The following is a 21,176-nucleotide window of genomic DNA, read 5'->3' on the forward strand; positions in this document are numbered from 1 at the left end:
TTTGTAAGAAAAATAATAAAAATAAATGTTTTTTTTATGGAATAACTCTATTGACCTGCTCAAAAGAATCCTTATAATAAGCCTCTTTGGTTGATGAAATAATTACACCTTTTGAAGTGGAAGAATGTATGAATTTGACTTCATCTGAATTGGCCTCAGTGATTAGGCCGACATGATTTATTGTTCTGCTTTTGTTGGTTTTAAAGAAAATCAAATCTCCTTTTTTAGCATCATTTAACGGAATAACCTTTCCAATTTTTGCCTGCTCGTACGAAGGTCTTGGAAGTTTAATGTTTTCGCTTTCAAAAGTTGTGTAGACCAGACCTGAACAATCAAATCCCGCTTTTGTGGTTCCGCCCGCTTTGTAACGAACTCCTATGTTATCAGTCGCTTTTTCAATTAGATTGTTAACCAGATATCTGTTTTCTTTTTTAGATTCGTTTTTACTTACAACTGAAGAAGTTGATTTACAAGAGGTGAAAGCGACTGCTAAAAGCAAAAAGAGGATTATTTTTTTCAAAATGGTAATTAGTTTTGTTTTAAATCGGCAACAATTAGTTTTGCTGTCTTTTGACTTGCTCCAACTCCTCCAAGTTTTTGTTCTAAAACATCATAATTTTGAAGAAGTTTAGCGCGATATTGAGGCTCTAATAGTTTTTGTAATTCTTCTTTAATGCGTTTTTTATTGCAATCAGCCTGAATTAATTCAGTAACAACTTCCTGATCCATAATTAAATTGACCAGAGAAATATATTTTAAAGTTATAATTCTTTTTGCAATTTGATAAGAAACCTCGCTCCCTTTATAGCACACCACTTCCGGAACTTTAAAAAGAGCCGTTTCCAGAGTAGCGGTTCCGGATGTAACCAATGCAGCTGCAGAAGAACGCAGTAAATCATACGTTTTATTAGAAACAAATTTGATATTTTTATTGCTTATAAATTGTTGATAAAACTCAAAGTCCTGACTTGGCGCGCCGGCAATTACAAATTCGTAATCCAGAAAATCGTCAACAACACTTAGCATTACGCTTAGCATCTTTGTGATTTCCTGTTTGCGGCTTCCCGGCAAAACGGCGATAATAGGTTTTTCACCTAAATTATTTAATGTTCGAAAAGACGACTCATCAAAAGCAGGCTGATTCTGAATCGCATCAATTAACGGATGTCCAACAAATTCTACAGGATAGTGATGTTTGTCTTCGTAAAAACTTTTTTCGAATGGCAGAATCACAAACATTTTATCGACATCTTGTTTGATGGCCTTTATTCTGCTCTCTTTCCAGGCCCAGATTTGCGGAGAAATATAATAATGCGTTCTGTAATTTAATTCTTTAGCCCATTTCGCAATTCGCATATTAAAACCAGGGTAATCAATAAAAATTATGACATCCGGCTTAAATTCCAAAATGTCTTTTTTACAGATTTTAATATTATTTAAAATGGTTTTTAAATTAAAAATCACTTCAATGAAGCCCATAAACGCCAGATCACGATAATGTTTTACGAGAGTTCCGCCTGTTTTTTGCATTAGGTCTCCTCCCCAAAATCTAATTTCTGCGTTAGGATCTTCAACATATAATGCTTTCATTAAATTAGAGCCATGTAAATCTCCGGAGGCTTCTCCTGCAATTATGTAATACTTCATTTTGGTTTTTTTTGAAAGGTACTAAGCTTGAACATCCGTTTAATGGTGACTTCGCAAAGATAAGATTTAAATAACTAATGTCGAAATTGCCAGAACAATCACGGCCAAAATTACACCCCTTGCCATATATTCCTTATTTCTTTTTAGAAGGATAGTGAAAACAGCGAGATCCAGAAGTGTTCCTAAAGTGATGACTTTTCCAAGATATCCCTGCTTTCTTAAAATTTGAAAACCTGATGAAATGTCAAATGTTGTAAAAAATGTAATAAACAGATAACTTCCTAAAAGAGCCGTAAAAATGCCAATTATAAAACCAACAAATATTTCTTTAGTCATTTAAATTCCAAGTATTAAGTTGTTGAATAGTGTGATGTGCGGTCAAATCAAACTGAACGGGTACAACAGAAATATATCCGTTTGCCAAAGCCCACTCATCTGTGTCTTCACCCTGATCTTCATTTACAAATTTGCCCGCGAGCCAGTAATAATCTTTTCCAAAAGGAGTTTGTCGCTTATCAAATTTTTGTGCGTAGTAGGCTTTCGCCTGACGGGAAACTCTGATTCCTTTAATTTCGGACTCTTTTAATTTCGGAAAATTTACATTTAAAACTACTCCCGGAGGCAGTTTGTTAGCTAAAGTTTCCAGAGCAATTTTTTTTACAAAAGATTTTACAGGTTCAAAATCTGCAGTCCAGTCAAAGTCCAAAAGTGAAAATCCAATTGCCTGAATTCCTTCTATTCCAGCTTCGACAGCCGCACTCATTGTGCCGGAATAAATGACATTTATAGATGAATTTGATCCATGATTTATTCCTGAAACACATAAGTCGGGCTTTCGTTTTAGGATTTCGTTTACTGCCAGTTTTACGCAATCTACAGGTGTTCCCGAACAGCTGTATTCTGCAATTTTGTCTCCGTCTTTTGAGATTTTATCCAAAAACAACGTATTGTTTATAGTAATTGCGTGACCCATAGCACTTTGAGGTTTGTCGGGCGCCACAACAATTACATCGCCAATTGTTTCCATAACGCTTATTAAAGCGCGTATTCCAGGTGCCAAAATACCATCATCGTTGGTTACTAATATAAGAGGTTTCTCGGCTTTCATTTGGTATGTATTATGTGTGAATTTAACAATTGTAAGATTTTAAGAGCAAAAATAATGTTACATTCTTTACGATATGTTACAAATATTATAAATTTTGCCAACTAAGATAAAGAACTTTTTTAGCAATAAAACATTTTTATATCTTTAACAAAAAATTATCGTGACGTTGGCCCCCGTGGCATAGTTTTTAACGTAACTTAGATAAAAAAATTGATGAATGCTATTATAAAGTTTATGAAAAGAAATTATAAGATACTCATAGCCGTATTGTGCTTATCGCTTACATTATTCGCATTTAAAATGAATGCAGATAAGACAATCGACCCTGATCCGAACAGAGATAAAACACTTTTAGAATTACTAGCATTTGTTATTGAAAAAGGACATTACAGCCCCGCAGAAATAAATGATGAATTTTCTAAAGGAATTTTTAAAGATTATATCGATGCATTAGATCCTTCAAAAAGATTTTTTTTACAGTCTGATATTGACGAGTTTAAGCAATATGAATTGATGCTTGATGATCAGTTTCTAAATAAAGATATTACTTTTTTTAACCTAACTTATACAAGGTTGATGAAACGTATGGAAGAAAGTAAAAAACGTTATAAAACGATTTTAGCACATCCATTTGACTACAATGTCAATGAGACTTTTGATGCTGATTATGAGAAAATTCCATATGCCAAAAACTTGGCTGAAATTAACGAAAGATGGAGAAAGCAAATCAAATTATCTACGCTTTCTTCTTTAGTTACAAAACAAAAAATTGAAGAAGAAAAGAAGAAAAAAGATCCTGCTTACAAAGAAAAATCTTTTGAAACTTTAGAAAAGGAAACCCGCGAAAGTTCACTAAAATCATTGGATGATAATTTTAGCGTGATTAAAGATTTGAACAGAGAATATTGGTTTTCAGTTTACCTGAATTCGATAATGACTCGTTTTGATCCGCACACTAGTTATTTCGCTCCAGAAGAAAAAGATCGTTTTGATGTAAACATAAGTGGTAAACTGGAAGGTATAGGAGCTCGTTTAACAAAAAAAAATGATTTTACTCAAATTGATGAATTGATTTCGGGAGGTCCTGCATGGAAAGGAAAACAACTGGAAGCAGGTGATTTAATTTTGAAAGTAGCACAAGGAAACGAAGAGCCTGTTGATGTTGTAGGAATGCGTCTGGATGATGTTGTGAAAAAAATAAAAGGCCATAAAGGTACCGAAGTAAAACTTACTGTTAAAAAAGTAGATGGTTCTATCAAAGTGATCTCGATCATAAGAGATGTGGTCGAAATTGAAGAAACGTATGCTAAATCCAGTATTGTTGAAAAAAATGGGTTGAAATACGGAGTAATTTATCTTCCTAAATTCTACATTGATTTCGAAAATAAAGACGGTCGCGATGCCGGAAAAGATATTGCGCGTGAGGTAGAAAGACTGAAAAAAGAAAATGTCAACGGAATTGTTTTGGACGTACGTGATGATGGAGGAGGATCACTTTCTACAGTGGTAGATATTGCTGGTTTGTTTATTGAAGATGGCCCAATTGTTCAGGTTAAATCTGCCGGAAAAAAGAAAGAAGTGCTTTACGATAAAGATAAAAAAATCGAATGGGATGGTCCGTTGGTTATCATGGTAAATAGTTTTTCTGCTTCTGCTTCCGAAATTTTGGCAGCAGCAATTCAGGATTACAAGCGTGGTGTAATTATCGGTAGTAAACAGACTTACGGAAAAGGGACTGTACAAAATGTATTAGATTTGAATCAGTTTGTTCGTAATGCTAATTATGGAGATCTTGGAGCATTGAAAATAACAGGACAGAAATTTTACAGAATCAACGGAGGTTCTACTCAGTTAGAAGGTGTTCATAGCGATGTTGTAATGCCAGATCGTTATGCTTATCTAAAAATGGGAGAAAGAGATATTGACAATGCAATGCCATGGGATAAAATTGATCCTGCAGATTACAGTACATGGAATTCTAATGAGAATTTTAGCAAAGCAGTTAACAACAGTAAAAACAGAATTGCTCAAAATGCTCAGTTTAAACTAATTGATGACAATGCAAAATGGATTGATGTTAAAAATAAAGAGAATACCTATAGTTTAAATCTTCAGAGTTTTAAAGCAACTCAGGAGCAGGTTGAAAATGAAGGTAAAAAATACAAGCCAATCTTAGATTACAAAAACGACCTTGTTTTTAAATCTCTTCCTTACGAAGAAGCAGAGATGAAAGCAGATGCTACTTTAAAAGAAAAAAGAGATGCATGGCATCAGGCGTTGTCTAAAGATGTTTATGTAGAAGAAGCTTTAAATGTATTGGACGACCTGCAAACAAAAAGTGTGGTAAAAAAAGACGTTTCTCCTAAAATGAAAAAGGATAAACTGGTAAAATCGTAAGTTCTTTAAGAATTTAATTTGTTTAAAACGCTCTGAAAATTTAAATTTTCGGAGCGTTTTTTTTGTAAGTTTAACCACTTTAAATTTATAAGTATGAAATTATTTTTAAGTCTGGTTTTGAGTTGTTTTATAATGTCTTGTAAAAATGAGACTTCTGATAATAAAATAATTGGTGATAATGAATCTGTTGCTTTTGTAGAAAATTCTACTGGAAAGGATTCTTTGTTTACCGTGGCCTATCTGCCAACTTCGACAACAAAGCAAATAATAAAACACCAGTATTATACTTTGTCTTACAACGAAAAATTTGAGCAGGCGGAATGGGTTGCTTACGAACTAAAGAAAGAATACTTAAAAAATCACGATTATAAAAGACCTTATTTTATTGAAGATCCAAAAGTAACAACTGGTTCTGCGGATTGGAGGAATTATAAAAAATCAGGTTATGATAAGGGACATCTTTGCCCTGCAGGAGATATGGAGTTTAATAAGAACGCTTATAATGATACATTTTATACTTCTAATATTTCTCCTCAAAAAAAGGAATTTAATGCCGGAATTTGGAACAGGTTAGAACAAAAGACTCGATATTGGGCAGAAAAATACAACGATATCTACATCGTAACTGGTGGAATTCCTAAAGATTCAGATAAAAAAATAGGAACAGAAAAAGTTGCTGTTCCTAAGTATTTTTATAAAATTATTTTATCTAAGACTGGAAAAGAACATAAAGTAATTGCTTTTCTGGTTCCAAATGAAGAAAGCGATAAATCTATTTATGATTTTGTTGTTTCAATTGAGACATTAGAAAAAATGACGGGAATTGACTTCTTTCCAAATTTAAAACACTTAAAAAGCAGTAAGGATTTTTAGGTCTGAAATGGTTTCAATTTGATTTTCAGCTTTAAAAACAAAACTTCCTGCGACTAAAATGTCTGCTCCGGCTTCTGCCAATTGTTTTGCATTTTTGCTGGTTACGCCTCCATCAATTTCAATTAATGTTGAAGCATTTTTGCGTGTAATTAATGCTTTTAATTTTTTTACTTTGTCATAAGTATTATCAATAAAAGACTGACCTCCAAATCCCGGATTGACACTCATAATACAAAGAACATCGATGTCATTAATAACGTCTTCTAACAGATCTACATTTGTATGAGGGTTCATTGCTACTCCGGCTTTCATTCCTTCTGCTTTTATTGCTTGTAATGTTCTGTGTAAATGTGTACAGGCTTCGTAATGAACCGTTAAGCCGTTAGCGCCTAAATCTGCGAAGGTTTTGATATATCTATCCGGATCAACAATCATCAGATGGACGTCAATATATTTTTTGGCATGTTTTGCAATAGCTTCCAAAACAGGCATTCCAAAAGAGATGTTCGGTACAAAAACTCCATCCATAATATCGATATGAAACCAATCAGCTTTACTGGTGTTGATCATTTCAATATCTCGTTGTAAATTGGCAAAATCGGCTGCAAGAACAGAAGGAGCAATAAGTGTATTTTTCATTGTATTGTAGTGTGTTGTTTTTTTACAAAGATAAATTTTTTTTTAACCGCAAAGAGCCTAAAGATTTACGCAAAGTTCGCAAAGTTTTTTTGACAAAGCTTTGCGGACTTTGCATTTTTAACGACAAAAAATCTAATAAAAATCTTAGCGCCCTTTGCGGTTAAAAATAACAAAATAAAAAACTCCGGTAATCAGCCGGAGTTTCAATCATCAATCAAAAAACGAACAGTCAATCAAACTGTTGTTTGCGGTAAAATTCCAAGTTAGAAATTCCAAGTCCCAATTAGAATTGGAATTTGGAATTTTAAATATTGAAATTTAATATTTTATCCTAAATAAGTTTTAAGGATTTTACTTCTTGAAGTGTGTTTCAATCTGCGGATTGCTTTTTCTTTAATCTGACGAACACGCTCACGGGTTAAGTCGAAAGTTTCTCCAATTTCTTCTAATGTCATTGGGTGCTGATCGCCAAGGCCAAAATACAAACGAACAACATCTGCCTCTCTTGGAGTAAGTGTTTCTAAAGAACGTTCGATTTCAGTACGAAGAGATTCGTGAATTAATTCTCTGTCCGGATTTGGAGATTCCCCAGAACGTAAAACGTCATAAAGGTTAGAATCTTCTCCTTCAACAAGAGGAGCATCCATTGACAGGTGACGTCCAGAGTTTTTCATAGACTCTTTTACGTCATTTACCGTCATATCAAGTTCTTTTGCAATTTCCTCAGCAGAAGGCGGACGCTCGTTAGATTGCTCTAATAAAGCATACATTTTGTTGATTTTATTAATAGAACCAATTTTATTTAATGGTAAACGTACAATACGTGACTGTTCTGCCAAAGCCTGAAGAATCGATTGACGAATCCACCATACGGCGTAAGAAATGAATTTGAAACCACGCGTTTCATCAAAACGTTGAGCCGCTTTAATCAAACCTAAGTTTCCTTCATTAATTAAATCTGGAAGAGTTAATCCTTGATTTTGATATTGTTTAGCCACCGATACTACGAAACGTAAGTTGGCTTTTGTAAGTTTTTCTAAAGCTCTTTGATCACCAGCCTTTATTCTTTGTGCTAATTCTACCTCTTCATCGGCGGTAATTAGGTCAACTTTTCCAATTTCTTGTAGATATTTATCTAACGATGCAGTTTCACGATTGGTTACCTGCTTGGTGATTTTAAGTTGTCTCATGTTGTTGTCTCCCTATTTTTTAAAGTGTACAAATGGTTATACGTAAGGAGTTTCAAAAAAGTTACAAAAATTATTTATTTTTTTAAAATTTGTACTTTTTAATTTTAAAAGCATACAGCCCCTAAAAAAAAAATGATTAAGGGCTTGATATTTTTGAGAGTCTAAAATTATTTTACAGTAATATTTTTGGAAACATATACAGGTTGTCCATTTTCAGTAAATCCTTCGAGAACAATGTCAAAATTTCCTTTTATGTCAGAAGTGTAAAATGATATATTTTCTTCTTCCGACTCTAGTTTGATATTTGGTTTCCATAATAACTGATATCTGTAATCGGGAATTCGCTGCAGTTTATTGCCGGCTTCGTAATCCGGATTATTATACACTTTTTCTGGATTAGGACGTTGAATTTCCATTGTCCTCAAATATTTTTTGGCATAATTAATTGAAAATTCATTGTCCTTGGTTTCAAAACTAATTAAACCGCCATATAAATTTGGTCCGTAAACATATGGTTCTGTAATCAGGCTTACCTTGTTTACGTTTGCCATATTATAATCAAAGAGATCACTCGGATCCTGAATTAGTAATCCGTCAACCAACACTAAGGGTGGACCGTAGATTTCCAAGTCTTTATGGTCGTTTCTAACTCTTAAATCGTATTTGCCATTTCTTTTTCTATAATAAAGTTCTACAATCACCTCTACAACATTTTCTTTTAAAGTCGGAAACCTCGTGTAATCATCTAAAACGTATGCTTTTTCGATTGTGCTAAAAAAAGCATTCATAACAGCTTCTGTTACTAAACTGTCTTTTTTAATTTGATAGTATGCGTTTTGAATCTGACTTGCAGTGGATCTTTCCTCAATCTCTTGTTTTAAATTCGGAGATAAATTTAATTTTGAAGTAAATTGTAATGACGAAGCATCAAATTTTGGAAAACCGTCTAAATAAATGGTGTAATCATCTTTATTTTCGTCAATTACCTGTAGAATTGCATTTGGAAAATTGGGAAACTGATCTAATAAAAATGCAAATTTACCTTCCTTATTTGTTTTAACTATTTTTAGCACATAATCTTTACCAGGTAATGATAAAGCAATCGATTTGTTGCTTACATCTTTATTACTTCCTGAAGTAATGCTTCCTGTTATCAACTCAGATCTTAATTCTGGCACATATGTCAAATAAGTTGTAGGAGTAAAATTACTATAGCTATCAGCTGTTTTTTTTACAAATTCTGACGGTGTTAATTGTCTGAAAGCGGGTATTTGGTCTGTCTTTCTAATAGAAACAGAATAATTTCCTTTTTGAATAGATTGGGTTAAGGATTTTAATTTTATATTGACTTTTTCTCTGGTATAATAAGTCTCCTTATCTAAAATAAAATCTACTCTATTGTCATTAACTACATTTAAATTTGAAATTTGTGGTGTGGCTGCCTCTCTTTGTGCATTATATAAATCATATGTAATGTTATTGTTTGCTTCTTGTGACTGAAACGGGTTTATTATAAAAATATCAATGGTGTACTTTTGAGAATTTGGATTATTGAGCATCCATTTTGTATAAGCAACAATTTTGTAACTGCCAGTTTTTAAAGTTGTCGGTATAAAATAATCACCGGAGCCAATTCCCTTATTTAGATAAACCTTATTTTTTAGAAGTGAATTTTTCTCACTGTCAATAAGTTCCATGTAAGCAATCTTGCTAATTTGACTTGTCGTATTGTTTAGTGGGTTTAAACAGTATAGTTTATAATACAAAGTTTCTCCGGTTAGAAAAGTTGTAGTATTGGAATGAATAAAAATAGTTTCCTGAGTTGAAAGTGTAGGAATGTTATTTTTATTTTGAAGATTCTGTGCAAAAATAAAGCAACCCTGAAATAGCACCATCATTAAAAACATGAAATGCTTAATTCTTTGGGTTTTATATATAAAAAGTTTTTTCATGAATTATAAGATTAATCTATCCAAAAAGGTGGAACAATATTAGATGAAAATGAAGTGCAGTCTCCGCATGCAGCTTTAACCATAAAATAATTTGACGGTGGATTAGAAGATAAATGTACCAAATAACGGCTTCTAATTCCTGAACGTAATTGTGTCCCATTACATGGTGGATCGCCCAGGCAGTCTACGAAATCTCTGACAGCGCAATCACTTTCGTAATAAGGAGGCAGCGGTTCACTTGGAAATAAATCAGTATAATTAAAAAAGATTCTCTCAGAAGAAACTGCAGACACTTCAAAAAAGCCAATTACTTTTTCTGTCGCATTTTCTACAGATCTTATATTTCCATAGAAAAAACCCGGCTGTTTTGGTGAAAGAACTCCTCCAGAAGATGATAAGTCTCTTAAGGTTTTATAATAAGTAAATGCAGCTAAATTTTGAACATATTGTTTTACGAAAATACTATAACGGTGTGATATTATATAATTTTGATTACTTATAAATCGTACTGGAAAATGCACACGATCATCACTTTGACTGTTGGTGCTGTTTAAAATTATATCATTAGATTTTTTGCTGGAGTAACAAGTTCGGGTTTCGTATTTTCTTGCACTTACTATTATATCTTCTCTTTCAGGAGATCCTGGAATTCCATCAATCGGATTTGCGGGAATAGCTGGGATAATTACTAAATTTGTTTCTCTTGAATCCCACAAAGGAGCTATGATTTTATAAGTTTCATTGTACTCGTAACGATAATACTTTGAAGTATTAGTTGGGTCATAGCTATTTACATTAATTTGTACACCTCTTTCTCCATTAAAATTTGCTACCGTTGCCGTTACATTGTCTATTTTAGTTTCGGTAGTTAAAACTTGTTCATCAGAAGTATAATTCTTACCAGTGCTTGTTCTTATTTTTAATTGATATTTTCTACCCGGTTCTGCCTTAAATGGCGTTATTGAAGAATATATTGTGTCTTTCTCTTCAAATTGATATTCATTTCCTTGATCGTCAGCAACAGATACATTTGCTCCTTTTTCGAGTTTAGGACCTGTTTCTTCCAATTCATATACCTGAGAAAGTCGTATCGTCTGGTTTTTAAGTTCATTTGTAATAGTTCCTTCGACTACAAGGGCACTTTCAAAATCATTATTTTGAAAAACATACTGTTCTGTACAGCTGCATAATGCAAATGCGAGAATTAAAAATATAGAGAGTTTATATGTGATTTTTTTCATGATTTAAAACTTAAAATTATAAGTAATACTAGGAATTGGATAAGCAAAAATAGATGTTTTGTACGCCTTGATTTGACCCTGGTCTGTAATAAAGAAAACAGAATATGGATTGTTACGCCCTAAGACATTATAGATCGAAATATTCCAAAAACTATGTGCTAGCTTTTTAATTTTATGATTTCCTTCAATATTCAGACCAATATCAAGTCTGTAGTAATCCGGAATTCTAAATTTATTTCGATCGCTGTAGACGGTATATTGCTCGTTACCATAGTCATATCTTCCAATAGGGTAGGTAATTGGTCGCCCGGTCTGATAGATAAAGTTGCTGGAAAAACTGTAACGTTTAGTAATTCTGTAGTTTAAAACAGCACTAAAATCATGCGGTTTGTCAAAATTAGAAGCAAAGAATTTTCCGTCGTTTACTTTTTCTTCATTAAACTGACTGTTCAATTTTATCAATGATCTTGAATAAGTATATCCAACCCATCCGTTAAGTTTTCCAACTTGTTTTTTTAACAGTACTTCAATACCGTATGCTTTTCCTTCGCCTTGCAAAAGTTCGGTCTCGATATTTTCATTTAATAATAATTCGGCTCCAACTTTATAATCTAAAATATTTTTAGACTTTTTATAATATCCTTCTAAACTCAACTCAATATCTCCGCCTTTTAAATTTTTATAAAAGCCTAACGAAACTTGCTGAGCACTTTCCGGTTTCACATTTAAATCAGAAAGTTTCCAGATGTCAGTAGGCGACTGTGTTGTATTGTTTGATAGTAAATGAATGTACTGATATGTTTTGTCATAACTTGCTCGTACAGAAAAATCATCAGAAAGAAAATATCGTGCGGCAATTCTCGGTTCAAGTCCGCCATATCTCTTAATTACTTTGTTATTTCCATATGTTTTTGTTTCAATTACAGTTGCGTCGCTAATAGGTAAGTTATCCTCATAAATACGTTGAATAGATTTTCCTAAAGCTGCAAAACTTGAATAACGTAAACCGAAATCAAGCAAAAACTTATCACTTATTTTAAAATTATCTCCAATATAAGCAGCAGATTCTAATCCCCGTTCTTTTTCAATATCAAGCGGAATTAAACTGGATTCCGGATTCGTCGGATTTAAATATCCTGGATCTACACCATATAATTTTGTAGAAAGTCCGTAACTGAATTTATGTTTGTCATTATAAAAATAATTCATTTTCAGCATTGCCTGGGTTTCAGCGATTTTATAGCCAAAATCAAAATTGTTTATACCGCTAGACTGGTAATCAATATTAAATTTGTACTCGCTATTAGTTACAATTAACGAACCTTTATTTTTCTCATTAAAAGTATGGTTCCATTTTAAAGTAGCTAATCTATTGCTGTATTTGTATAATGAATCTGAGGAGACGCTAAACTTATCGTGGCTGTAATAAAGTGTAGATTCAATATCGTTGTTAACATTGATTTTGTGGTTGTATTTTAAAATAAAATCATAAAAAGAAGCCTGGCTGTTTTTTAAATTTTCTTCATCAAGACTTTTTAAAATCCAGTCCGAATAAGTAGCTCTTCCCCCGAAAACCAAACTTGATTTTCCCTTTACAACTGGAGTTGAAAGCATTAAATTACTGGTTACCGGACCAATACCTCCCTCGCCCTGAAACTCATTTACATTACCAATTTTAGACGTAATATCAAATACAGAAGATAACCTCCCTCCAAATTCAGCAGGGATACTTCCTTTATAAATATCAACTTTTTTAGTGGTGTAAGGATTTAAGGCAGTAAAAAAACCAAAGAAATGCGAGGGATTATACAAAGTAGCGTGATCTAATAAAAATAAATTCTGATCTTCTTTTCCGCCTCGGACATTATATCCTGCAGATCCTTCTCCGGCAGTTTTTATCCCTGGCATGGTGAGAGCGACTTTAAGAATGTCGCGTTCGCCAAGAACCAGCGGAACGTTTTTAATTCCTTCTGCATCAATTGTTGTTACGCCTGTAATTGCCGATTTTGCACTTTTACTTTTATTGGTATTAATTAAAACTTCATCAAGTTGATTGATGTTTTCTGTTAAAGAGATATTTAGAGATCCGTCATTATAAACCATGATGTTTTTAGTGACTTTGTTATAGGAGAATGTTTCAGTTTCCAAAACATTTAAACCAGCTGGAACTTGTAGTGTGTAATATCCTCTTTTGTCAGTAGAAGCTGTAAATTCTGAATTTGGAATTTTTACAAGGACATTAGCGAGTCCGGAATTGTTTTTTTCTCCCCTAACGTAACCTGATAATGTATATGTTTTCTTTTTCTGATTTTTGATTTCTTTTCCAATAAGAATAAGATCTCTCACATTTTTATTCGGATTTCTGGAGTTTGTCTTTCTTACAGAATCATATTGCTGATAAAAGATTGGGTTAATTTGCCCATTTTCATCCCTTTCAACAAAGCCACCAAAATAATCGTCGGGAAGCTGACTGTAAATTATGCTGTTATTTGTAACGATAATTTTATTTTCGGAGATAAAAAAATTAAAACTTGTATTTTGAAAAACATCTTCCAAAACCTCACCAATTTTAATGTCTTTATATTGTTTGTTTATTATTGTGCTATCGTTTTCAAACCATTTTTCATCAAAGTAAAATTTAAAGTAAGATACTTTTTCTATATCCTGAATGGCAGTTTTAATAGACGCATTTTTGAACTCAACTGTTACTTTGTCACTAATTACCTGAGAATTGATTATTTGTTGAAAGGCGATTAAAAAGAGTATAAGAGTAATTTTTTTCATTTAATTAGAACTTTTTCTTAGAAAACCATTAATTTGTTTTGTTAGATTTTCCATAAACTGGCTTTTGTCGGAACGTTCTAACTTTCTATTTGCGGTGTAAAAACTATTTATTTCCTTTTTAAAATCGGGAAATAATTTTTTAAAATCTTTTTCAGATTCTACCTTATAAAAATAATTATTGTACTTTAATATATAATTGTTTTTATAAATGAAGTTATAATAAATACCATCGCTCTGAAACACTTTTACTTTTTCCTTAAAATGTTTAATATAAAGTGATAAATTATCAACGTAAGCTTCTTCATGTATTCCATTTATAATACTAGGAAATTTAATGGATTCTGCTTTTAAATTGACAAATTTCTTATTCTTTATAAAGAAGTAATCAACTTTTTCGACAATTAAATTGATGGGTAAGTTTTCTGAAGAACCATTTTGTTTGTAAATGACCTGATCGTTTAAGATGTCGTATTTTAGATTGACATCGGAATAGATCTGCCCTTCAAAACTAATATTGCCAATTTGGAATTCCTCGATATAATATCTGTTCTTTCCTGTAATCGGACGAAATGGCTCGCTGTGTACAATTCCGTTATTAATATTTAAGTTGTCTTTTCCAACTGCTTCATCAAAATAATCGTAAAGTGAAGATTTTTCATTAGATTGTGACTGTATGTACGATATATTTAGCAGTATGCCAAATATCACAAGATAAATGGATTTTTTATGATAATTTTTCAAAGGAAACGTGGTTTTTGTTTTTGGATTGATTGAATTCAAAAGTATTAAAAAAATGTTATAAAAATCATGTTAAAGATGTTAAATTGTAATAAAATATTTATTTTAAATAAAACGAAAAACCCCAATTCAAATAAATGAATTGGGGTTTTCTATGAATAAACCTTTAGTAAACTAAGATCTGATTACTCTTTTTTCTCCTCACGCGGAGGTCTAGGAATAAGTGCTTTTCTGGACACTTTTTCTTTTTTAGTTTTAGGATCTAATCCTAAGTATTTCACTTCAAAAACATCACCCATATTAACAACATCAGTAACATTTTCAGTACGTTCCCAAGCTAACTCAGATACGTGAAGCAATACTTCGTTTCCTGGTGCAGAAGTGTATTCTACTACAGCTCCAAAGTCAAGCATTTTGATTACTTTAACTTCATAAGCTTCTCCCATTTGTGGTTTGAAGGTAATAGATTTGATTTTTGCTAAAACCGCTTCGATTCCGGCAGGATCTGTACCTAAAATTTCAATAACACCTTGCTCGTCAACTTCGTTAATTACGATAGTTGTTCCGGTAGCTTTTTGTAATTCCTGAATTACTTTTCCTCCAGGTCCGATCAATGCTCCAATAAAGTTTCCAGGAATAGTTCTGGTAATAATTTTTGGTGCGTGTGCTTTTACATCAGATCTTGGTTCAGCAATCGTCTCAGTTAATTTACCTAAAATATGTAAACGTCCATCGCGAGCCTGAGCCAAAGCCTGCTCCATAATATCATAACGTAAACCATCAATTTTGATGTCCATTTGACAAGCAGTAATACCGTCAGCCGTACCAGTTACTTTAAAGTCCATATCTCCTAAGTGATCTTCGTCTCCTAAGATATCAGACAATACAGCAAATTTCTCACCATCAGTAATTAATCCCATAGCAATACCAGAAACTGGTTTTACCATTTGAACACCTGCATCCATCAAAGCCATTGTTCCTGCACAAACTGTTGCCATAGAAGAAGAACCATTAGATTCTAAAACTTCAGAAACAATACGAATTGTGTAAGGACAATCTGCTGGGATCATGTTTTTTAATGCTCTTTGAGCCAGGTTACCGTGACCAACTTCTCTTCGTGAAGTTCCTCTTAGTGGTTTTGCTTCACCAGTAGAGAAAGGAGGGAAGTTATAGTGTAAGTAGAATTTCTCTTCACCTTGTTCAGATGGAGAATCGATTTGGTTAGCTTCTCTTGAAGTTCCAAGAGTTACTGTAGCCAAAGCCTGAGTTTCTCCACGTGTAAATAAAGAAGAACCGTGAACTCTCGGTAAATAATCAGTTTCACACCAGATTGGTCTGATGTCTGTTGTTTTTCTACCGTCAAGACGCACGCCTAATTCTAATACTACGTTACGAACAGCTTCTTTGTTTGTTTTGTAAAAATATTTAGAAACTAAATCACCATCAGCAGCTAACTCTTCATCGGTAAATAAAGATTTTACTTCTTCTTTTACTTCAGCAAACGCAGCACTTCTTTCATGTTTAGCAGATCCAACTTTCGCAATAGCGTAAATTTTATCGTATGCAGCTGCTTTTACTTTTGCATAAATTTCTTCGTTTTCTCTCTCACCTTCATAAGTACGAATTTCTTTCTTTCCAAAAGCTGCTTGTAAGCGTAATTGTGCCTGAATCTGAACTTTGATTGCTTCGTGAGCAAATTTAATTGCTTCGATCATTTCAGCTTCTGAAATTTCTTTCATCTCACCTTCAACCATAGCAACAGAATCCATAGAAGCACCGATCATCATGTCGATGTCTGATTTTTCTAAATCTTCTCTGCTTGGGTTTATAACCAATTTCCCGTCGATACGTGCAACACGAACTTCTGAAATTAGGTTGTAAAATGGAATATCTGAAACTGCTAATGCTGCAGAAGCTGCTAAACCAGCTAAAGCATCTGGCATAACTTCTTCGTCATGAGACATTAACTGAATCATAACTTGTGTTTCTGCATGGTAATCGTCTGGGAAAAGCGGACGTAAAACACGGTCTACTAATCTCATTGTTAATACTTCACTGTCGCTTGGACGAGCTTCTCTTTTAAAGAAACCTCCTGGAAAACGACCAGCTGCTGCAAATTTTTCGCGATAATCTACCGTTAATGGTAAAAAGTCAACGCCTGGGTTTGAGGTACGTGCTGAAACTGCCGTTGCAAGTATCATCGTATCTCCCATTCTTACTACTACAGAACCATCAGCTTGTTTTGCTAAACGTCCTGTCTCGATTGTGATGCTTCTGCCATCACCTAAATCGATTTTTTCTACAAATAATTGTGGAATCATAATTTTTTCCTTTTTGATTATACAATGGGTTTTAGTTGTGTTGTAGTTGTTGTGTGTAGTTGTTGTAATCTAAAACCCAATGAAAAACCAAACTTTTTTTCTTGTAACAAGTCCTCTCAGACTTGTGTATTTTAAAAACAAAAAGAGGCACTCTCGCACCTCTTTTCTATATTGATTATTTTCTGATATTCAATACTTTGATAATCTCACGATATCTGTTGATCTCTTTCTTTTTCAAGTAATCCAACAAAGATCTTCTTTTACCTACTAATAGTACAAGAGAACGTTCAGTGTTGTAATCGTGACGATTTTTTTTCAAGTGCTCAGTTAAGTGTGAAATTCTGTAAGTGAACAATGCAATCTGACCTTCTGCGCTTCCAGTGTTTGTTGCACCACCGTGTTGTGCGAAAATCTCTTCTTTCTTTTCTTTAGTTAAATACATTCCAATATTATTTAATGATTTTTATGTATGTCATACAACTTTTGTAAGACGGGTGCAAAATTAGAATTTTTTTTTCGAAAAAGAAATTTTATTGCTCCTTATTTTGTAATTGTTATTGGTAATTTATAAAGAGCCCGAACCGGGACACCTCTAATTTTGCCCGGATTCCATTTTTTTGCTTCTTTAATCAATTGAATGGCGTTTTCATCGATACCATAACCAATACCTTTTATTATTTTTGGTTCTACTAAATTCCCTTCTTCATCTACTATAAAAGTCAGGTATATTTTTCCGGAAACCTTATTTCTGACTTCAAGTGGTATATGCATGGATTTTCCAATATAACTGTAAAATGAACTCATACCATTTTTTGGGCTTGGCCGAAGATATTTTGTACCGTAAGAATGTTTTACATTCAGAGAATCGGTGGTGAGTCCTGAAATTAATTCTCCATTTTTATACATTTCAATAAAATTTGATTTTTTCTTAAAATCTTTTCCCGTCCATGTGCCATCAGGTACACCATTTTTTATTTGACCAGATTGCTCATTGGTTTCACTTTTATCAAAATAATATCCATTTCCATCCGCAACTATTCTTTCTTTTTCGGTATTCCAAAAGTTGTTGATTTTTCCTTCCTCCTCCTTTTTTTCTTCAGGATAATCAATCTCAGATTTTATATTTCCATTTTCATACCAGCTAAATTCCTTTCCTGATTTTTTATCCTTTACATAATTTACTGTATATTTTTTATTTCCATTCTCATAATAAGAAACTGCTTGTCCGTCCTTTATTATTACATCTTTATCTAAAGTAATAGCAATGAATTTCAATTTTCCGGATCTGTAGAAATCTCTATATACATAAGATTCCTTATCAGTATAATATGCTTCTATAAGTCTGGTATATTTATAATTGTCCTCATTGCTGGGCGTCCACAAAGAATCGAGGTAAATCAATTTATTTGTTACGGCGGTATTTTGAGAGAATGATTTTGCGGAAATTAAAATCAAAAAGATCAGACGTAAAAATGTTTTCATAGAAGAAAAAGCGTTTAAGATGATGCTAAAGTAGTATTTTTAATACAGCTCAGCAAGTTTCTACTATTAACAAATTTTCAAATCTTATATAAGATTTTGGTTGTTTTGATTTTAATTTTTGACGATTTTTTTCGAGCTTTCTTTAGACTTTGTTGTAGATAAAAGAACTCCTTTATCGTAATTCTCGGTAAAAGTAATTTTATTTATCGAATCAGTTCCCTGCCAAACTCCTTGTTTTAAACCATTTTTAAGAATTCCTTTTTCGGTTATAGAATTTTCTGTTGCCTCATATTCGCCATTTCCATCCAGCACTGTTTGCTCCTTATCTTCATTCCAAAAATTAAGAATCAATGTCTGAACAGTTTTGGTCTTAGGATTCCAGATATTCTGTTTCTCCGATTTTTTACTCTGGTTTTCGTACCAATTTATTTCCTTTCCCGATTTGTGATCGTCAGTATAATCTACAACCGACTCTTTTGTGCCATTTTTATAATAATAAATAAACTCTCCGTCTTTTTTTAGAATGTCGCGATCTAAAGTAGAACCCGTCATTTTCTTCCTTCCGTTTTTATAGAAGTCAGTCACAACATAACGTACACTTTTCTGAGAATAATTGGTAATTACTCTTGTATAAAGTTGATTTTCGGGTTTACATTCACGATTTAGGGAATCTAAAAATATCTTTTTAGAAACCATACTAATTTGCGCAGACAGATTAACTGAAATCATCAGAAGCAAAAAAAGGACGATGTTTCTTTTCATTCAGTTCTATTTAGACACTAAAAATAGTTCTTCTAAAATAATTTAGCAACTTCCTGATTTACAAATTCCAGGAATCTTTCATCTTCTTCTGTAAAAGGATCAATAACGTGACTGTCGATATCAATTTGGCCTATATTGATTCCGTTAACAAAAAGAGGTACTACAATTTCAGATTTTACAGTAAAACTGCAGGCAATATAGTTGTCCTGTGCCTTAACATCGGGAACAACAAAATTAGCGTTGCTTTCTGCGACTTGTCCACAAATTCCTTTTCCAAACGGAATTACGGTGTGATCAGTTTCTGCTCCAACGTATGGTCCAAGATGTAAAGTTTTGGTGTCGTGATTGGCAAAATAAAAGCCCACCCAGTTATAATATTCGATATTTTCGTTTAAAAGCTGGCAGATAGCTAATAATTTTTCGTCTCTATTTGTTTGATTATCAGTAATAATAATGCTTATTTTTGGTTGTAATTCCTGAAATGTCATGATATTTAATTTTATTACAAAAGTATTTAAAGCTAAACTCAAAAAATACATAAATTTGAAAAAAAAATCTCTTGAAAAAATATTTAGTCCAGTTTAAGCCATTTTTGATTTTTGTCAGCATTTTTTTTCTGACATATATTGTTCTCACTCTGCTTTATAAGTTCTATTTAAATAGTTATCAGGCTGAGGATCTTGATAGTATCACATTACTTGTTGGAAGAAATTCTGAGCAATTATTACGTGCCTTTAATTATGAAGCCATAATTCAGAAAAATTCACAAAATCCCTGGATGGACATTCTTCTTAATGGCATCTATATAGCTCAAGTTACGGAAGGCTGCAATGCCGTAAGTGTCATGATACTATTTGTTTCCTTTGTTGCAGCTTTTTCAGGAAATTTTAAAAAAACAGTCATTTTTATAGTTTTAGGACTTGTCTCTATTTACATTTTAAATATCATTAGAATTGCGCTTTTGGTTGTCCTTGTTTATAATTTTCCAAAGCAAACTAACTTTCTCCATAATATTTTGTTTCCGTTGATTATTTACGGATACGTGTTTGCTTTATGGGTTTTCTGGATCAATAGATTTTCTAAATATGCTAAATAAATTAAGAGAGAATAAATTTAAAATCTTTGCTGCTTTAATTGTTGTAATATGTTTTGCATTGATCAGAAGTTTCGAGAGGCAATTATTTTATGATCCTTTTCTGGATTATTTTAAAGCAGATTTTCATTCACTACCTTATCCTCAGGTTGAAAAACTGAAACTTTTTCTGGGTCTTTTTTTTCGTTACTTTTTAAATTCGGTACTGTCTCTGTGTTTGATTTATGCTTTGTTTCAGGATCGTGACATTTTAAAATTTAGCTTAATACTATATATTTTATTTTTGATTGCACTTTTTGCAGCATTTTTTGTCATTTTTGAATTTTTTGAGCACGCGAGCTGGTTGCTTTTTTATGTAAGAAGATTTATTATTCAGCCTCTTTTGGTGCTGTTATTTATTCCCGGATTTTATTATCAGCTTCAAAATTCAAAAAAATAACAATTATTTTAGTTTTTATTCGGCTCTTTTTGAATAATTTTGCAATATGAATTTGAAAAAATGTACAGGCCTTTTTTTAGCTATACTGCTATTGGTTTCCAATATCGGTTTTGCTTTTGATGTACATTATTGCGGAGGTTCTATCGCTTCGGTTTCCTTAAAAACTACTGCCGAACCTATTGTTGAAAAAAAATGTTGTGGTTCAAAAGAAAAGAAAAACTCTTGTTGTAAGGATAAGGTTGTACATTTTGAAAAAAAGTCAGATAATGCTACAATCAAATTCTTCTTTTTTCAGTTTGCTTTCACGGCAGTAAAACAAGATTACAATCCTGTAGTTTTCTTAGAACTTCCAAATTTTAAAAAGAAAGAAGTTCTTTCGTATTACGCAGATGCGAATGCGCCGCCACTATTTAAATTATACAGTCAGTATATTTTTTATTCCTGATTTAATGTTAGAATGCAATGCAGGTCTTGATTAAGGCTTTGTATTTACATTTTTAATGGTTTGTG

20 protein-coding genes are annotated in these 21,176 nt (G+C 32.6%); 5 read left to right on the forward strand and 15 right to left on the reverse strand.

Annotated features, from left to right (window positions below; all coding sequences use genetic code 11):
* Positions 1-34 precede the first annotated feature (34 nt).
* The 4 genes from ABEB31_RS04935 to surE form a co-directional block, all read right to left on the reverse strand.
* Positions 35-520, reverse strand: coding sequence for a C40 family peptidase (locus ABEB31_RS04935; RefSeq protein WP_347050238.1), 486 nt, complete (start codon positions 518-520; stop codon positions 35-37).
* 8 nt (positions 521-528) lie between these two features.
* Positions 529-1,647, reverse strand: coding sequence for a lipid-A-disaccharide synthase (lpxB, locus tag ABEB31_RS04940; protein WP_347050239.1), 1,119 nt, complete (start codon positions 1,645-1,647; stop codon positions 529-531).
* Positions 1,648-1,713: 66 nt separating this feature from the next.
* Positions 1,714-1,983 carry a hypothetical protein gene (locus tag ABEB31_RS04945; protein ID WP_347050240.1) on the reverse strand — a complete coding sequence of 90 codons (270 nt, stop codon included), beginning with the start codon at positions 1,981-1,983 and terminating at the stop codon, positions 1,714-1,716.
* Positions 1,976-2,755, reverse strand: coding sequence for a 5'/3'-nucleotidase SurE (gene surE, locus ABEB31_RS04950; protein WP_347050241.1), 780 nt, complete (start codon positions 2,753-2,755; stop codon positions 1,976-1,978). Before surE ends, ABEB31_RS04945 begins: the two co-directional genes overlap by 8 nt.
* Positions 2,756-2,968: 213 nt before the next feature.
* Between surE and ABEB31_RS04955 the strand changes: the two genes are divergently transcribed.
* Together ABEB31_RS04955 and ABEB31_RS04960 are read left to right on the forward strand one after the other, a co-directional pair.
* Complete coding sequence (locus ABEB31_RS04955; RefSeq protein ID WP_347050242.1) at positions 2,969-5,152, forward strand: carboxy terminal-processing peptidase; 2,184 nt, start codon at positions 2,969-2,971, stop codon at positions 5,150-5,152.
* Positions 5,153-5,245: 93 nt separating this feature from the next.
* Entirely contained in the window at positions 5,246-6,025 is a 780-nt protein-coding gene (locus ABEB31_RS04960) for a DNA/RNA non-specific endonuclease (protein ID WP_347050243.1), read from the forward strand.
* Here the strand turns inward: ABEB31_RS04960 and rpe are convergent.
* From rpe to ABEB31_RS05015, 11 genes are all read right to left on the reverse strand, one after another.
* Positions 6,002-6,664 carry a ribulose-phosphate 3-epimerase gene (gene rpe, locus ABEB31_RS04965; RefSeq protein ID WP_347050244.1) on the reverse strand — a complete coding sequence of 221 codons (663 nt, stop codon included), beginning with the start codon at positions 6,662-6,664 and terminating at the stop codon, positions 6,002-6,004. The two genes, ABEB31_RS04960 and rpe, sit on opposite strands and share 24 nt — an antisense overlap.
* Positions 6,665-6,990: 326 nt before the next feature.
* On the reverse strand, positions 6,991-7,854 hold the full coding sequence (locus tag ABEB31_RS04970; RefSeq protein WP_007804760.1) for a sigma-70 family RNA polymerase sigma factor: 864 nt from the start codon (positions 7,852-7,854) through the stop codon (positions 6,991-6,993).
* Positions 7,855-8,021: 167 nt separating this feature from the next.
* Complete coding sequence (locus tag ABEB31_RS04975) at positions 8,022-9,806, reverse strand: hypothetical protein (RefSeq protein WP_347050246.1); 1,785 nt, start codon at positions 9,804-9,806, stop codon at positions 8,022-8,024.
* A gap of 11 nt (positions 9,807-9,817) precedes the next feature.
* The gene (locus ABEB31_RS04980; protein WP_347050247.1) at positions 9,818-11,047 is read right to left on the reverse strand and encodes a DUF4249 domain-containing protein; all 1,230 of its coding nucleotides are present in this window, start codon (positions 11,045-11,047) and stop codon (positions 9,818-9,820) included.
* 3 nt (positions 11,048-11,050) lie between these two features.
* Complete coding sequence (locus ABEB31_RS04985) at positions 11,051-13,831, reverse strand: TonB-dependent receptor (RefSeq protein ID WP_347050248.1); 2,781 nt, start codon at positions 13,829-13,831, stop codon at positions 11,051-11,053.
* Positions 13,832-14,572, reverse strand: a complete 741-nt coding sequence (locus tag ABEB31_RS04990) for a hypothetical protein (protein WP_347050249.1) — start codon at positions 14,570-14,572, stop codon at positions 13,832-13,834.
* 182 nt (positions 14,573-14,754) lie between these two features.
* Entirely contained in the window at positions 14,755-16,890 is a 2,136-nt protein-coding gene (locus tag ABEB31_RS04995) for a polyribonucleotide nucleotidyltransferase (protein WP_347050250.1), read from the reverse strand.
* 175 nt (positions 16,891-17,065) lie between these two features.
* Positions 17,066-17,332, reverse strand: coding sequence for a 30S ribosomal protein S15 (rpsO, locus tag ABEB31_RS05000; protein ID WP_042566099.1), 267 nt, complete (start codon positions 17,330-17,332; stop codon positions 17,066-17,068).
* A 98-nt stretch (positions 17,333-17,430) separates the two neighbouring features.
* Positions 17,431-18,372, reverse strand: coding sequence for an energy transducer TonB (locus tag ABEB31_RS05005; protein ID WP_347050251.1), 942 nt, complete (start codon positions 18,370-18,372; stop codon positions 17,431-17,433).
* 111 nt (positions 18,373-18,483) lie between these two features.
* Positions 18,484-19,134 carry a toxin-antitoxin system YwqK family antitoxin gene (locus ABEB31_RS05010; RefSeq protein WP_347050252.1) on the reverse strand — a complete coding sequence of 217 codons (651 nt, stop codon included), beginning with the start codon at positions 19,132-19,134 and terminating at the stop codon, positions 18,484-18,486.
* Between the two features lie 32 nt (positions 19,135-19,166).
* Positions 19,167-19,622 carry a GAF domain-containing protein gene (locus tag ABEB31_RS05015; protein WP_347050253.1) on the reverse strand — a complete coding sequence of 152 codons (456 nt, stop codon included), beginning with the start codon at positions 19,620-19,622 and terminating at the stop codon, positions 19,167-19,169.
* A 71-nt stretch (positions 19,623-19,693) separates the two neighbouring features.
* Here ABEB31_RS05015 and xrtF point away from each other — a divergent pair, with 71 nt between their 5' ends.
* From xrtF to ABEB31_RS05030, 3 genes are read left to right on the forward strand one after another with little or no spacing between them, the layout of a single operon-like run.
* Entirely contained in the window at positions 19,694-20,230 is a 537-nt protein-coding gene (gene xrtF / locus ABEB31_RS05020) for an exosortase family protein XrtF (RefSeq protein ID WP_347050254.1), read from the forward strand.
* Entirely contained in the window at positions 20,220-20,666 is a 447-nt protein-coding gene (locus ABEB31_RS05025; protein ID WP_347050255.1) for an exosortase F system-associated membrane protein, read from the forward strand. The genes xrtF and ABEB31_RS05025 overlap by 11 nt, the downstream gene beginning before the upstream one ends.
* 46 nt (positions 20,667-20,712) lie before the next feature.
* Positions 20,713-21,111: an HYC_CC_PP family protein gene (locus tag ABEB31_RS05030; RefSeq protein ID WP_347050256.1), complete on the forward strand. Its 399-nt coding sequence runs from the start codon at positions 20,713-20,715 to the stop codon at positions 21,109-21,111.
* Positions 21,112-21,176 lie beyond the last annotated feature (65 nt).

The organism is Flavobacterium olei, assembly GCF_039749035.1.
In the GTDB taxonomy this organism is placed as follows: Bacteria; Bacteroidota; Bacteroidia; order Flavobacteriales; family Flavobacteriaceae; genus Flavobacterium; species Flavobacterium olei.

Bases quoted from the DNA above. Each gene is read 5' to 3' on its own strand.
- lpxB (WP_347050239.1), bottom strand. From the start codon at position 1,647: ATGAAGTATTACATAATTGCAGGAGAAGCCTCCGGAGATTTACATGGC.
- ABEB31_RS04945 (WP_347050240.1), bottom strand. From the start codon at position 1,983: ATGACTAAAGAAATATTTGTTGGTTTTATAATTGGCATTTTTACGGCT.
- surE (WP_347050241.1), bottom strand. From the start codon at position 2,755: ATGAAAGCCGAGAAACCTCTTATATTAGTAACCAACGATGATGGTATT.
- ABEB31_RS04955 (WP_347050242.1), top strand. From the start codon at position 2,969: ATGAATGCTATTATAAAGTTTATGAAAAGAAATTATAAGATACTCATA.
- ABEB31_RS04960 (WP_347050243.1), top strand. From the start codon at position 5,246: ATGAAATTATTTTTAAGTCTGGTTTTGAGTTGTTTTATAATGTCTTGT.
- rpe (WP_347050244.1), bottom strand. From the start codon at position 6,664: ATGAAAAATACACTTATTGCTCCTTCTGTTCTTGCAGCCGATTTTGCC.
- ABEB31_RS04970 (WP_007804760.1), bottom strand. From the start codon at position 7,854: ATGAGACAACTTAAAATCACCAAGCAGGTAACCAATCGTGAAACTGCA.
- ABEB31_RS04975 (WP_347050246.1), bottom strand. From the start codon at position 9,806: ATGAAAAAACTTTTTATATATAAAACCCAAAGAATTAAGCATTTCATG.
- ABEB31_RS04980 (WP_347050247.1), bottom strand. From the start codon at position 11,047: ATGAAAAAAATCACATATAAACTCTCTATATTTTTAATTCTCGCATTT.
- ABEB31_RS04985 (WP_347050248.1), bottom strand. From the start codon at position 13,831: ATGAAAAAAATTACTCTTATACTCTTTTTAATCGCCTTTCAACAAATA.
- ABEB31_RS04995 (WP_347050250.1), bottom strand. From the start codon at position 16,890: ATGATTCCACAATTATTTGTAGAAAAAATCGATTTAGGTGATGGCAGA.
- rpsO (WP_042566099.1), bottom strand. From the start codon at position 17,332: ATGTATTTAACTAAAGAAAAGAAAGAAGAGATTTTCGCACAACACGGT.
- ABEB31_RS05005 (WP_347050251.1), bottom strand. From the start codon at position 18,372: ATGAAAACATTTTTACGTCTGATCTTTTTGATTTTAATTTCCGCAAAA.
- ABEB31_RS05010 (WP_347050252.1), bottom strand. From the start codon at position 19,134: ATGAAAAGAAACATCGTCCTTTTTTTGCTTCTGATGATTTCAGTTAAT.
- ABEB31_RS05015 (WP_347050253.1), bottom strand. From the start codon at position 19,622: ATGACATTTCAGGAATTACAACCAAAAATAAGCATTATTATTACTGAT.
- ABEB31_RS05025 (WP_347050255.1), top strand. From the start codon at position 20,220: ATGCTAAATAAATTAAGAGAGAATAAATTTAAAATCTTTGCTGCTTTA.
- ABEB31_RS05030 (WP_347050256.1), top strand. From the start codon at position 20,713: ATGAATTTGAAAAAATGTACAGGCCTTTTTTTAGCTATACTGCTATTG.